14 protein-coding genes are annotated in these 13965 nt (G+C 62.6%); 10 read left to right on the top strand and 4 right to left on the bottom strand.

Going from position 1 to position 13965, the window contains the following annotated elements:
• Positions 1-206 precede the first annotated feature (206 nt).
• Complete coding sequence (locus tag SG26_RS16720) at positions 207-680, top strand: DUF555 domain-containing protein (protein WP_014040571.1); 474 nt, start codon at positions 207-209, stop codon at positions 678-680.
• Positions 681-817: 137 nt separating this feature from the next.
• Here the strand turns inward: SG26_RS16720 and SG26_RS16715 are convergent, their stop codons facing one another.
• A complete protein-coding gene (locus tag SG26_RS16715) occupies positions 818-1054 on the bottom strand; it encodes a UPF0058 family protein (RefSeq protein ID WP_004592453.1) in 237 nt (78 codons plus the stop codon).
• A 285-nt stretch (positions 1055-1339) separates the two neighbouring features.
• Between SG26_RS16715 and SG26_RS16710 the strand changes: the two genes are divergently transcribed.
• The 9 genes from SG26_RS16710 to SG26_RS16670 all read left to right on the top strand — a co-directional run bounded on the left by SG26_RS16710 (position 1340) and on the right by SG26_RS16670 (position 11127).
• Positions 1340-2173: a VOC family protein gene (locus SG26_RS16710; protein ID WP_050038184.1), complete on the top strand. Its 834-nt coding sequence runs from the start codon at positions 1340-1342 to the stop codon at positions 2171-2173.
• Positions 2174-2339: 166 nt separating this feature from the next.
• A complete protein-coding gene (locus tag SG26_RS16705) occupies positions 2340-2978 on the top strand; it encodes an alpha/beta hydrolase (protein ID WP_050038183.1) in 639 nt (212 codons plus the stop codon).
• A gap of 108 nt (positions 2979-3086) precedes the next feature.
• Positions 3087-4202 carry a DUF3179 domain-containing protein gene (locus SG26_RS16700; RefSeq protein ID WP_175055160.1) on the top strand — a complete coding sequence of 372 codons (1116 nt, stop codon included), beginning with the start codon at positions 3087-3089 and terminating at the stop codon, positions 4200-4202.
• Positions 4192-4794 (top strand): hypothetical protein, encoded by a 603-nt coding sequence (locus SG26_RS16695; RefSeq protein WP_014040567.1) that lies wholly within the window; start codon positions 4192-4194, stop codon positions 4792-4794. The genes SG26_RS16700 and SG26_RS16695 overlap by 11 nt, the downstream gene beginning before the upstream one ends.
• Positions 4795-4927: 133 nt before the next feature.
• On the top strand, positions 4928-6112 hold the full coding sequence (locus SG26_RS16690; protein WP_050038182.1) for a VWA domain-containing protein: 1185 nt from the start codon (positions 4928-4930) through the stop codon (positions 6110-6112).
• 56 nt (positions 6113-6168) lie between these two features.
• A complete protein-coding gene (locus SG26_RS16685) occupies positions 6169-7407 on the top strand; it encodes an FHA domain-containing serine/threonine-protein kinase (protein WP_014040565.1) in 1239 nt (412 codons plus the stop codon).
• Positions 7404-8612 (top strand): PP2C family serine/threonine-protein phosphatase, encoded by a 1209-nt coding sequence (locus tag SG26_RS16680; protein ID WP_050038181.1) that lies wholly within the window; start codon positions 7404-7406, stop codon positions 8610-8612. Before SG26_RS16685 ends, SG26_RS16680 begins: the two co-directional genes overlap by 4 nt.
• Before the next feature lie 60 nt (positions 8613-8672).
• The gene (locus SG26_RS16675) at positions 8673-9815 is read left to right on the top strand and encodes a zinc ribbon domain-containing protein (RefSeq protein ID WP_050038180.1); all 1143 of its coding nucleotides are present in this window, start codon (positions 8673-8675) and stop codon (positions 9813-9815) included.
• Positions 9816-9855: 40 nt separating this feature from the next.
• The gene (locus SG26_RS16670) at positions 9856-11127 is read left to right on the top strand and encodes a zinc ribbon domain-containing protein (RefSeq protein ID WP_050038179.1); all 1272 of its coding nucleotides are present in this window, start codon (positions 9856-9858) and stop codon (positions 11125-11127) included.
• Positions 11128-11132: 5 nt separating this feature from the next.
• On the opposite strand, the gene SG26_RS16665 is transcribed toward SG26_RS16670, so the two are convergent.
• From SG26_RS16665 to SG26_RS16655, 3 genes are read right to left on the bottom strand one after another with little or no spacing between them, the layout of a single operon-like run.
• Positions 11133-11681, bottom strand: a complete 549-nt coding sequence (locus SG26_RS16665; RefSeq protein WP_014040561.1) for a hypothetical protein — start codon at positions 11679-11681, stop codon at positions 11133-11135.
• A gap of 23 nt (positions 11682-11704) precedes the next feature.
• Positions 11705-13393 (bottom strand): b(o/a)3-type cytochrome-c oxidase subunit 1, encoded by a 1689-nt coding sequence (locus SG26_RS16660; protein WP_050038178.1) that lies wholly within the window; start codon positions 13391-13393, stop codon positions 11705-11707.
• Entirely contained in the window at positions 13393-13962 is a 570-nt protein-coding gene (locus SG26_RS16655) for a cytochrome c oxidase subunit II (protein WP_014040559.1), read from the bottom strand. Before SG26_RS16655 ends, SG26_RS16660 begins: the two co-directional genes overlap by 1 nt.
• Positions 13963-13965 lie beyond the last annotated feature (3 nt).

The following is a 13965-nucleotide window of genomic DNA, read 5'->3' as shown; positions in this document are numbered from 1 at the left end:
TCGCACGGGTTGGAGACCTCTCTCGACTAGCGGACGTTCATATCCGTCTGATCTGTCACTGCTTTTCGCCGTCGTGATGTTTTATGTCGCTTGCGTCTGTGCGGCTCAACGGTGCTTTCTGCCCCTCTATACCACGATATATGGGGTGAGAGGTGATCCCCGTTTCAGGGCTAACCTTCATTATATTGGGAAACAAACATACTAGCATGAATTGCCGAGTTGTTGTCGAGGCCGCAGTCCCAGTGTACGATGTGGCATCTGCGGACGAGGCAGTTCGCATCGCCATCTCGAAGACGGGGGAAATGCTGAACCCCGACCTCAACTACGTCGAGATCAACATGGGCGACCGGCACTGCCCGCACTGCGGCGAGACACTGGAACCGGCTTTTCTCGCGGCCGATGAGAGTCTCGTCGCACTCGAACTGGAGATGACCGTGTTCAACGTCGAACGGGACGAACATGCCGCCCGAATTGCACGCAAGGAGATCGGGCAACGACTCGAGAATATCCCGCTCGACGTGCTCGAAATCGAGGAGATTCCGGAGGAGGCCGACGAAACGACGGACGACGAGTCTTCGTCGACAGAGTCGACAGCAGAGGCCGATGACCAGTCGTCGGGCCAGTCCGAGGACGAATCGGACGACGTGTTACCCGAATTCGAGGAATTAATCGACGAGTAAGTCCGGTTACCGAGCAACAGGGTCTCTCTGTTCAACACCCTCGACGTATCGCGTCTCCAATATGATTCCGACAGCCGTTATACAGTCACTAATAGCATTGCTCGTCGGGAGAACTGCATAGAAACGACGGAGAACTGTTAGTCCGCGGCGGCAGAAACTGGCTCTTTGGTCTCGTCAGCCATCTCGGAGGCAATACCGTCAGCAATCGCAAAGACAGCGGCCTTGTGGTCTGTTTTCGACTTGTGAATCGATGTCGGCTTGACGCCCAGTTCCTCGTATTCGTCGTGGTCTACTTCTGTCCCGGATTCGGCTTCGTAGTGGTTCTGTACCTGTGCAAGCAGGCCGTGAAGGTGGATGAGCTCCTGCTTTTTCATAGTCAACCCAAGGTAACAACTCGAAGGTTATAGTACTACTCTGATGAAGGTTAACACACGGCTCTGCTAGTAATACGTAATAGTTCATGAATAATTCCTGGTGCGGAGTATATTTTGAGTTTTTTACACTGAATTTTACCATTTCTCCAAAGGCACTGTCGAGTGCTAGCAATGTACAACGCTTCGATGACGGACGGCCTCGACTCGAACACTGTCGACTCAAACTCGTTGCGGGAGTCTCCGGCTGGCACCCAGAGTTATGGGCTGCCTATACCTGCTATCGGTATGGACCAAGCCACTCTCCCATCAGAAACCGAGATCGGCCGGGTGGCCCTGACCGTTGCTGACTTACCACCGACTGTCGATTTCTACCGTGATGTTGTCGGCCTCCAAGTCCTAGACTCAGACGACGACCGGACGATACTCGGTGCGGGTGGACAGGAACTACTGATCCTGAACCGTCGGCCAGACGCACCAGCGAGAGGTTCTGCCGGGACCGGGCTGTACCACGTCGCGTTTCGCGTTCCGTCGCGAGCGGCGCTGGGTGATGCACTCAAGCGTATCGAATCGGAGTGGACACTTTCCGGCGCATCGGATCACGGTGTCAGCGAGGCGCTATATCTGTCGGACCCGGCCGGTAACGGCGTCGAGATCTATCGGGACTTTCCGCGGGCGTCGTGGCAGGAGACACCGTCGGGTCACGTCGAAATGGTGACAGAGCCCCTCGATACGCAGTCAGTCGCGGCTGCCGCGACCGGTGAACAGTCGATGCCCGCTAGGTCCGATATTGGACACGTACATCTGGAAGTTTCGTCAGTGGAGACGGCCCGGTCGTTCTACGCCAACGCACTCGGATTGCGTGTCAGAGCCGCGTACGACGGCGCGGTGTTTCTGGCGGCCGGTGACTACCACCACCACATCGGAGCCAACGTCTGGCAGGGGCGGTCAAGGCCCCACGCCGGACAGGGTCTGGCGTGGTTCGAGATTCGATTCCCCGACGAAGCAACCCTTGCTGCGACACGTAAGCGCCTCCGTCAGTCCGGCTACGCTGTCTCCGAAACCGATACCGGTCTCACAGTGCGTGACGGTGACGACATCGAACTCCGATTGCGAGCCTGAACACGGGATATCTCGACCGATTGACCGATGTGCCAAGTCAAGTGTCTTCGCGCGCTATCTGAGGTATGCACACGACACGGTGGCTGGCTACGGCAACCGGGCGAACGGGAAGAGAAACCGACTGCACGGGCATGACAGGGCGCAGCCGACGACCGGGAGGAAAGCGATGAGCGGCCCCCATCAGGACCAGCAGCTCGTGACCGCAGGAACCACGCTGTCGGAAGCGAACGCGGCGGCGGTCCTCGTCCACGGCAGGGGTGCGACTGCCCGGAGCATCGTCCAGATGGGGACAGAGTTCCAACAGGACGGGCTGGCGTTGCTCGCCCCCCAGGCTGCGCGGAACACCTGGTACCCTAACTCCTTCCTCTCGCCGGTCGAGCAGAACGAACCCGGGCGGACATCGGGACTGCAGGCTATCGAGGACGCCGTCACGGAGGCCGAGGAAGCCGGGATTACAACCGACCGTGTGCTCGTCCTGGGCTTCTCCCAGGGGGCCTGTCTCGCGAGCGAGTTCGTCGCCCGTAACCCGCAGCGCTACGGCGGGCTCGTGGCTCTCAGTGGTGGCCTCATCGGCGAGACCATCGACGAGAGCGAGTACGAGGGCGACATCGAGGAAACGCCGGTGTTCCTGGGCTGTAGCGACGTCGATCCGCACATTCCCGAAGAGCGCGTTCACGTTACGGCCTCGGTCTTCGAGCAGCTGAACGGGGACGTGGAGGAACGCATCTACGAGGGGATGGGCCACGGCGTGAACGAGGACGAACTGGCGTACGTCTCGTCGCTGGCCGCCACCCTCGTCAATTAGGCCGTCCGAGCGTTGGTTCGTACACCGAGATAGCCTCGCTGAGCGTGCCAGCAGGGAGTTACCGGCCCCTCACCGCGAGACTTAGTGATTGGAAAGACTACACATGGCATGGACCTTTCCCGCCGACGGCTTCTCACGACGGTTGGTGCCGGTGTGACACTCGGCGGCGCAGGCTGCGCGGGAGATGACGGCTCGACTACTGGATCGCGTTCAGTGGCCGGGTCCGGCGGCGGAACCGGGACGCCATCGACGGCAACCGACCGAAGCGACGGGTCGAAGCCACCGACGGCTGATGGCCGCCTCGATTTGGACTACGATATCGGGACGCTTGAAGAGAACATCGTCAGCGGTGGCGTTCGTAAAGACGGTATTCCGTCCATCGACGACCCGACGTTCACCAACACGCCTCCAGAGATACTGGATCTGGACGACCCGGTGTTCGGCGTGGTCCGCGACGGGGAGGCGAAAGCCTATCCGCAGTACATTCTCGTCCACCACGAAATCGTGAACGACACTGTCGCTGGTAATTCCGTCGCTGTGACGTACTGTCCGCTGACGGGCACCGCACAGGGATTCGAGCGCGGTCCAGTGGAGTTCGGCGTCTCAGGGCGGCTTGTGAACTCGAATTTGACGATGTACGACCGGGGCACCGATAGCTGGTGGCCACAGATGCTGGCGACAGCGATTACGGGCCCATTAACTGGCGAGTCGCTGCGGGAGTTCCGGATCACTTGGACGACGTGGGACCGCTGGTCCAGTACCTATCCGGAAACGACCGTTCTGACCGAGGATACCGGCTTTTCGCGGCGTTACGGCACTGATCCATACGGCCAGTACAACGCGAAACGCGGCTACTATTCGAGCACTCGGACGCTGTTTGAGCCGCTGCAGGGTGACAGCCGCGCGCACCCAAAGACCGTCGTCATCGGGACCCGGACGGAGACGGGGGCGGTGGCCTTCGATAAGGGAACATTGCTGAGTCAGCGCGTTCTGACAGGCAACATCGGCGACACGCCGTACGTCGCCGTCGCCGACACCGACCTCGAAACGGGCTACGTGTACGCGAATCCGGAGTCAGCGACGGTCGAAGCGGCGGACGACGGCTACACGCTCGAAGGGACCACACACGATGCCGATTCGCTCCCGCTGGACCGTTCACTGGCCTTCGACGCCATGTGGTTCGCCTGGGCCGGTTTCTATCCGGAGAGTGCGTATGTCGACTGATAGTGCAGCCGACGGGGCTGGTGTGGCCGCTCGCATCGAACGCTTGCTTCGGCACACTGCGGTTGCGGTCCGGGGAGCGCTCACCCGCCGCGACGGTCAGTTGCTTCTGGGTGTGTCTGGACTGGCGTACTTCCTGCTGTACCTCGCTGGTCTCAGACACCTCGGTTTCGGCCCAGCCGGCTACGAGGTTTCTGTCGTCAGTAACCCGCTTACCCGTGCGTTCCGGCAGGTCGGGCCGTTTCAGTGGGAACCGATTGCACTGGTCGTCGTCGGCCCAGTCGAACTGCTCGTCTCGCCGCTGAACGTGCTTCTCGGTGCCGTCTTGGCATCGCTGGTCGGACTCAACCTCGCCGTCTCCGCCGTCGCGTGGCGCGGCCCATCGGCCTGCCGTCTCGGCCCGGGGGCAGGGGCTGTGTCGGGGTTGCCGGGACTGCTCTCCGGATTCGCCTGCTGTGGGCCCACTATTTTGCTCGTTGTCGGTGTGCAGGCGAGCGCTGGACTTCTCTCGCTGTTCCAGTGGCTCCTTCCGCTCACTGTCGTGGCACTGCTCGGAACCCTTCTCTGGGTCGGCAGCCGAGTCGAGACAACGTGACAGGCGACGTAGACAGCACCTACTACTGGGGGATAGCTAGTAACTACAGGCTACCGACCCAGGTACCAGTTGGAACTTTTTTCCCTCGATTTGAGGGAAACATATAATTACTCCGTACGACCCATCTACCAGTATGACCGCTACTGTCGTGAGCGAGGTCAACCGACCCTACGTGCCGACGGGCGGGGCGAAACTGACCGCTGAGATCGAAGTCGAGCCCGGACGGTTGGAGGAGCCACCCACGCGACAGATTGCTCTCTGTATCGACGCGAGTGGATCGATGGCCGGCGAAGACATCGAACAGGCCCGCGCTGGCGCTGAATGGGTGTTCGGGCTACTCGACGAGGACGATTACATCTCGATCATCGCCTTCGACAACGAGGTCACGACGGTTCTTGCACCGACCCGGTGGGGGACTATTTCGCGTGAAACGGCAGTGGACGCGGTCGCTGACATCTCCGCTGGCGGGGGCACCGATATGTACAGCGGCCTGCTGGAAGCGAAGGCGTCCCTGCAGGATCTGCCGACAGACGACAACACGGCTCGGCGGGTCCTGCTCCTCTCTGATGGGAAGGACAACTCCCACGACCCGGAAGCGTTCGGGACGCTAGCACGCGAAATCGACACCGAGGGCATCAGAATCAAGGCGGCCGGTATCGGGAGCGACTACCGCGAGGAGACGATCCGGACGCTCGGTACCGTTGCCCGCGGCGAATGGACACACCTGGACGCCGCCGGTGACATCGAGTCGTTCTTCGGCGACGCAGTCGAGGAGGCCGGGACCGTCGTCGCTCCCGACGCCCGTCTCGAACTTGACGTGGCTGACGGTGTCGAGGTGAGTGAAGTGTACCGCTCGCTGCCACAGACCCAGTCTGTAGACCCCAACTGGGAGGACAACGCGGCTGTCGTGCCGCTGCCCGACCTGCTAGAGCGGGAGACTCAGCGAGTCGTGCTGAAGATACACGCGCCGGCCAACGACCCGCAAGACGCCGTGTCCGTGGCGGATGTCACGCTGCACGCTGGCGGCGAGACGACGCGGGAATCGATCACCGTCGACTACACCGACGACGAGGCGAAACTGGCCGCGCACAACGAACAGGTCGACGTGGACCACCGACAGACCGTTATCAAGACGGAACTCGGCAAGGGCAACGTCGCCGAGGCACAGACCCAACTGGAGCGGATGACGCGCATCCACGGCGAGGACACCGAGGCCGTCCAGACCGCTGAGCGTGAGACGCGGATCGTGATGGAAGGCGGACGCAAGGAGCAGAACAAGGCGACGAAGATCGTCACTGACGAGGGCATCCAGAAGTGACTGCAACGACCTGCAGTGTCGGCAGGGCCGCTACTGGCCGGAGAAACGGGTGATCCATGAACTGGGAACCTGAGAGCGGTGATGTCATCGCCGGCCAGTACGAACTCGAGGAGTTCCTCGGCAAGGGAGGGTTCGCGAAGGCGTTCCGCGCCAGAGACACCGAGACGGGTGAGGCGGTCGCTGTGAAGTACCCCAACTACACCGAATCCCAGAACGACCCCGACATCATCGAGGAGTACTTCAAAAAGGAGGTCGGATCACTGGAACGCATCCGCCGGGCCGGCGGTCACGAGAACGTGATGGACTACTACGATCAGGTCACGGAGCGTGACGTTCCGTTTCTGGTCGTCCAGCTGATCGTCGACGGCATCGAACTCGACGAAGTCATCGACCAGCACGGCCCAATCGACGACAGCGAACAGGTCCGACAGATCGGCATCGACCTCTGTGACGCGATGGGGTTTCTCCACGAGAACGAGATCGTCTACCGGGACCTGAAACCGGAGAACGTGATGCTCACACCCGACATCACGCCCACGCTGATCGATTTCAATACGGCGACGGGGTTCGATGCCACCGAGGATCCGTCCTCCGGCAACACCGGGACGACGATTCTGGGGCCGTTCAAGCCCCGCGAAGTCGCCGAGGCCAGCCGAACCGACGTTCGGCAGGGGCCGTGGTCGGACGTGTATTCTATCGGGAAGATACTCCTATTCTTGCTCAAGGGGAGCGTCCCGAAGAAAGACGGGGTGAACCCGCAAGCGTTCGGGGCCGACTGCGACGATTATCTGGCCGAAATCGTCGAACGGGCCACGCAGTCACATTACCGCGACCGATACCGGAACGCGACGGTCCTCAAAGAGGTCCTCGAACGGCGCGATCCAACGCCGCCCGCGACGGCGTCAGTGACGTACATTCAAGCGGACAGGCAGTTCACCGTCGAACCGGGCGACACTATCGGGCGACAGGGCGCGAGCGGTCCCCCGGCATCGATAACAATCGAAGACCCGCAGGGGGAGTACATCTCCTCGGTGCAGGTACAGTTCGATATCGAGGACGGCGAGTGGTCCCTCCACGACCGGAGCCTCAACGGGACGTTCGTCCAGAAGGGGGCCGGTTGGCAGCGGGTCCTCTCCGAACCCGGACGCAACCGTCTGCGCTCCGAGGGCGAGGACCCGACCGACAGACACGGCAACGTTCCACCCGAGTCGGTGACACTCACCGACGGCGACCTGGTGTCGCTGGTCCATCCGACCTACGGGGTCACGTTCGAGTTCCATCCGGAGGAGTCATGAGATACAGCACGAACTACGACATCGGCGAGCGGAAGCGAGGACAGGGCATCAACGAGGACAGCGTCTCGCTGACGGTGTTCGAGGAGGGGCATCGGGACGGCTACCGCGGGCAAGACAGGCCACAGTCGAAGGAGCCGGTCACAGCAGACGGCGACGAGACGGCGGATGTGACAGACGAGACAGCCGGTACTGAGACGGCGACCGATACCGCTGACGACACGGACGCAGCGGACACTGACGAAGGGGCTTCAGCTGACACTGAGGGCAACGGGAGACCGATGAACCGTTCGGCCGGCGTGTTCGTGGTGGCCGACGGTGCCGGCGGACACGACGCCGGAGACATTGCGTCGTACATTACGACGACTATCGTGGCTGAACACCTCGCCCCCGTGGCGATTCGAACGGCCCGGAGTTATCCCGGCGGGTTCGACGTCGATGTCGCCCGCGATGTCCTCCCGGACCCGCCCGGCGAACAGGAACTCGAAACTGCCGTGGCGGAGGCGATTACGGCGGCCCACCGCGAGATCATCCGGTACGCAAACGAGACCGGGACCCAATCCTACACGACGGTCGTTGCAGGCATCTACGCCGACGGCAAACTCCACTACGGCTGGGTCGGTGATAGCCGGGCTTACGTCGTCAACAGCGCCCGTGAGACGATTTCGCCGCTGACCAGAGACCACGCCGTCGTTCAGGAGTGGGTCGACAACGACGAAATCGACCCGGTCGAGGCACACGTCCACCCGAACGGCAACGAGATCACACGCGCGCTGGGCGGGTCCGGCTACGAGGACCCCGACGAGGCGACTGTCGGGGTGGACACGCGGACGGTCAGGCTGTACGCGGAGGACACGGTGTTGGCGACCAGCGACGGACTCATCGACGCACAGACCGACGCGCCGGAACTGTACGAGGAGTACGTCGATTCGGACCACGCCGATTCAGTGGCCGAGCGTATCCGCGAAGCGGCCGTCACCGACGACGAGATCCGTGACGTGGTCCTCGATGCAGCGTCCCTCGACGCGGCGAGTCGGGAGTTCGTGTCACTGGCAAACGACCGCGGGGGGAAGGACAACATCTCCGTGCTCCTGTTTGCCGACAGTGCGCTTCCGGAAACACCGGAAAGCGGCGGGATGCCAGTCCGAGATATCGACCCTGATCTCGACATTTCCGAACGGGATACCGTTATTATGACAGACGAATAGAGAGAAAGTTTCGTGGGACAAGTATTTTATTTCTCGACTCTATACTCTCTAACGAAACCCATGCCTGAATCCGACCGCACGGTAAAATGCCCCATATGCGACGAGGACTTTGATCCGACAGTCGCGGGCGGATGGTGCACAAACCCGGACTGTGGTGAGTGGCAACACACTGACGAAAGCGCTGCTGATTTTGACACCGACGATGCGGTGCCGGACGACGCCGACCTGATACCGGAAGGCACGGACGAGGCGGACCCGACGGATGGCCGGTCGATGGGGGCTAGCGACGAAGCCGACGCCCCGGATGGGCACACTCTCGACGATGACAGCGACGACGACGCATCGGTGGATGGAGCCTCGGATACTGGGGCAGCCGAGGCCGGAGACGAGACGGTGGGGACGGCGGAGACGGCGACGGAACACGAGCCTGAAGCCGACACCGATGCCGAAAACGAAACCGAGCCGAAGGCTGCGGAAGAACCCGACGAGAATGATGACACCTCGGACCAGTCCAGCAGTGACTCCGATGCGGACGCCGAGACATCCAACGACGCCTCGGAGACAGATGACGATGCGGCGACGATCGCCTGTCCGGACTGTGACCGCGAACTCGACGCCGACGCGAATTTCTGTGTCGCCTGCGGTGCCGACGTACAGGATATCACACCGGGCGACGACGGCTCGCTCGACGCGTGCCCGTCCTGTGACACCGCTGTCGACGACGATGCCAGCTTCTGTGTCAACTGTGGGGAGGACTTAGACGCACATCGCGGCGAGAGCGACACGCCGACGGCTGACTCGACAGGGTCGTCGACCGCCGATGAGACGGAGAGTGAGTCAGGAGCCACGGGCAACGCCGTCGACACACTCGCGTCACAGTCCACCGACGACGCGGCGGTACCGGACAAACTCGTCCTCTCGGTCGAGGGTCGTGACATCACCATCGAAGACGGTGACCGCATCGGCCGGGAGATTCGGGCGGCACTATTGGATGCCGGGCGACCGGAAGACGAAGCGGTTCGGATCCACCGCGAACACGTCCGGTTCGACCGCCAGCCGGAAGGGTACTATCTGGTCGACCTCGGGGACAACCCGACGCGGCTGAACGAGACCCAGTTGAAGAAAGGCGACCGGGAACCGATCCAACCGGGCGACGAACTCGAACTGTCGGGCGTCGCCACGATGACAATTCGGGCGGCGTGACCACCCACAGTTAAGCGGTCGGTCGGGAAACATCAGGCTGATGGAGCGTGGTCGACTGGGGTTGGAACTCCGCGAGTCCGCCGCACTACTGCGAACTGAAACCTGGCTGTTTGTGGGTGTGGGTCTGGCATGGCTCGTCTACGGTGGCTGGGTGCTCGCGACGGGGCTGCTGTTGGCGCAGTTCCCAGGGATCGAAGGTACTGTTCTTGTGACACTTGCTGGCCGGACTATCTCGCTACGCACTGTACTTGCCGTCAGTCTCTGGCTCCTCGGTCCGTCGCTGGCGACCGTTGTCCTCGTCAACCGACGGCTTCGGAACAGCTACGGCAACCTCGCCGACGCGTATCGGCTGGACCATCCGAGCCTGTTGCTCGCTCTCCCCGGCAGTGTGCTTCTGGGCTGCCTGTTGCTCAGTGTCACGCTCGGCCAGCAACGTCTGCTCACGGTAGTTGCACTGTTCGGGACGGTGCATCTCGTCGTCCGGACCGTCGCCTATGGACACCGCGTCTACACGCTTTCGGTTCCACGACTCCTGTCGCTGCTGGTGTTCGTAAGCGCCGCTGCTCTCGGGACTGGGTGGCTGACCCAGCCGGTCGTCGCACCCGGCGTGTCGTCGTCGCTGTCCCCGTGGCTGGCGCGGGCGGGCGTCGGTCCCGTGGCGGAGACGGCGCTGCAACTGACGGGCGTACAGCCATCGCAAGCCACACCTCTGTTCATCGCCGTCCCCGGCGTGCTGGCGAGCGCGTACCTCCTGTTCCAACTGCTCGCTGGAACCGTCGTTCGAATCCGTGCGCCGCTTTCGAACCCCCAGCGCCGTCCGGACCAGCGGTTCCCTATCATGCCACCGGTCGGCGGCTCACAAAGCAGCGACGAGAGTCCGACTGCCGAACGGACTGTGGACGCCGCACCGGACTCCCGGGAACAGACTGGATCGGGGACCGACACCGCAGATGCTGACAGCGACGAGGAGCCACCGGGACACACCGGGACGCGAGTGTTTTCGCCCGACGAGGTCCCGGCGGCGGAACCGCCCGCTCACGGATCGGAACAGAACAACGCGCAGCCGTCGGACGACGACGCGGAACCGGAAACGGCGGCCACCGACAGCGGTACAGAAACGGAATCGGAGACGGCCGGGACGGACAGTTCGAATGCGGCTGACTCGGCGACGAACGAGGCATGGATGGACGATACGTCCGTCTTCACGCCGGGCGGCCGCGACGCCGGCCAGTCGTACTGTGGCGAGTGCGGCGAGTCGCTCCCGCCCGATGCTACCGCCTGCCCGTCCTGTGGCGACCCCGTGGACGAGTGAGACGGTCAGCGGTTCGAAACGGGGATGTCACCGAGCGCAACGGTGTATTGCGTCGATTGTACCGAGCCCCCGTCCGGATACACTAGCACTGTTACGGAGACAGTGTCCGGTCGTTCGCCGGGGGGCAGTAGCCACGACTTGGTCACGTCGTCAGTCTGATTCACTGGTAGCTGTCCGGTGCTCGCGGATTCCGCAACCGTCTCGCCGCTGCGGGTGGTGACGCTGTCGAGACGAACTGCCGCGGGGTCTGTCCCGGTGTTCGTCACGTTCACCGTGAGCGTGAACCGCCACCCCTCGTCAGCGGTGACGACAGACGCCGCATCGATGCGGGCTGAGACGTTCGCGGATTCCAGAATCGGGTCGCCGACGCCGGCACCGGCCGGCTCCGCAGTCGGCGTTTCGGGGACCGCCTCACCTCCGGTGTCCCCGGTCAAATGATGCCCCATCATACTCCCGAAGGTAACGACCTCGATGAGGATCGGCAAGCCGATTCCAACGATGATGAGGAGTCGTAGCAGCGTTTTCTGCTCCGGACCGTCGACGTCGTCGAACATGATGAGAGAGTAGTGAAGTTGTGTTAGACCGGGATCGGCGGGCTACCGGGCGCGAACAGTCCATCAGCGACCATGCTGGCGAGCGGCGGCCCGTAGGCGATGGCGATGAGCAGCAGGGCAATCGCCGTCCAGAGCTTGTAGTTGTCCAGGATACGCGGGCTGTGGTCCGCGCCGGACAGCGGCTCCGGAATCGTCCCGTTGACCGACAGCGTCCCGCCGCGGCGAGCGAGCAAGGTGTCGGCCATGACGATGAGGAACATCGCCGCGCCGACGAACAGCAGGAAGCCGCCGATGGCGATCTGGATGCGCATTTCGCCGACCGTTCCGGCGACGCCCTCGAACGCGAACTCGTCGTACGTCGGTTCGGCAGTCCGTCGCGGAATGCCGGCGAGGCCGGCGCGGTGCATGGCGTTCGACATCACCGCCATGCCCACGAACCAGACGTACGGCTGGAGCGTGGCGATGGTGCGCTGTCGGAGTTTCTTCCCGGTGATCTGTGGGACCAGCCAGTAGCTGATCGCCATCGCCGTCAGCGCGAACGCAGTCCCGACGGTGAGATGGAAGTGGCCGGGCACCCAGATGGTGTTGTGGATGAGGTAGTTGATGTTCATCCCGGCGTTGATCATGCCGGAGAACCCTCCTGCGGCGAACATCAGGCCGGCGAGCATACAGCCGGCGAAGGCCGGCTTACCCCAGGGCAGATTCCGAAGCCAGGAGAGATAGCCCTTTGCACCCCGCTGGCGAGCGCCGTGTTCGACCGAGGCGACCACGGTGAACGCGGTCAGCAGCGAGGGCAACAGCAAGAACATCGTGTTCGTCATCGCGATGAACTTGTAGCCCGAGGGGATACCGGGGTCGGTGTACTGGTGGTGGAAGCCGACCGGGGTCGAGAGCAGCAGGAAGGCGACGAACACGACGCGGGCCAGCGGGTCACTGAACAGTCGCCCGCCGGCCAGCTTCGGCAGGATCGTGTACCAGACGAGGTACGCCGGCATGAGCCAGAAGTACACGACCGGGTGGCCGAAGTACCAGAACAGCGTCCGCGTCAGCAGCGGGTCGACGTTCTGGATGAGTCCGAGCGACCACGGAATGAGGAAGGCGACGACCTCGACGGCGACGCCGATGGTGGAGACGTACCACATCAGCATCGTCGTCAGGACCATGAACGTCTGCAGGGGAATGCGCTCATCGGGGTTCTCCGAGCGCCAGTCCCACAGGGACTTGAAGTACGCGAGGCCGGCGACCCACGAGCCGACGATGATGAGCGCAGCGCCGATGTAGAACGCCGGGTGCGCCTTCATCGGGGCGTAGAAGGTGAACAGCACGTCCGCTTCGAGGTCGTGACCCAGGATCGACGGCGAACCGACGATACCGCCGATGATAGACACGGCCGCAAGCACCGTCCCCGTGAGCATTATCCAGAAGGCCGACCAGGCGATACGCTGTGGCAACTCCCGTTCGAGACTGCTGGCGACAGCCCATGTGAACAGTCCTGCGATGAAGAACGTGGTAAACACGAGCGCCAGCAGGACGCCGTGGCCCGTCAGAATCGTGTAGTAGTCGGCTGAACTGACGAAGCCCCGGAACACGCCGGTCCGATGGAGCGCCTGGATGACGCCGAACAGCGCACCGATTCCGAGAGCGATGAACGAGACGAGGAACTCGCTACGGACGAGCTTCGACGTTTTCGGATAGGAGTCGACGAACACCATTACTGATCCGCCTCCTCCTGAGCCTGTGCGTCATCTGCGGACTGGTCGATGTTCTCTTGCTGCATATCGTACTCCTCCGGCGGGACGACCTCGACGGAGCCACCCATCGTGTGATGGGCCGCCCCGCAGTATTCGTGACAGATGAGCCCGTAGGTGCCGGGCTCGTTGAACCGGGCCGAGACTTCCGAGACCTGCCCGGGAATGACCATCGTGTTGATGTTGGTTTCGACCACTGAGAAGCCGTGCACCACGTCTGCACTGGTCACCTTGAACGTGACGTTCTCACCCGCGGGCACGCGGATCGGTGTGTCCCCAGTTCCGGGAGAGAACTGGAACTGCCGGGCGACGACGTACACGACGTACTGCCCGTCCTCTTTGACGACACCGGGGTCGTCGAACTGGGTCCCAGTGTTACCGTTCTGTACTTCTTCTGCGCTGATCTGTCCGCCCGTATCGTCGACCATCCCGACGCCGACACCAACCGACCCGTACGCGATGGTGGCGATGAAACCGACGATGAGCAGTATCGCTGCACCGAGCCAAACTTTTTCGAATCTATGAACCTGCATGGT

This window comes from Haloarcula sp. CBA1115 (assembly GCF_000827835.1).
Lineage (GTDB): Archaea > Halobacteriota > Halobacteria > Halobacteriales > Haloarculaceae > Haloarcula > Haloarcula hispanica.
Note: the sequence above shows the minus strand (reverse complement) of the source record. Positions and strands in the feature narration are given on the sequence as shown.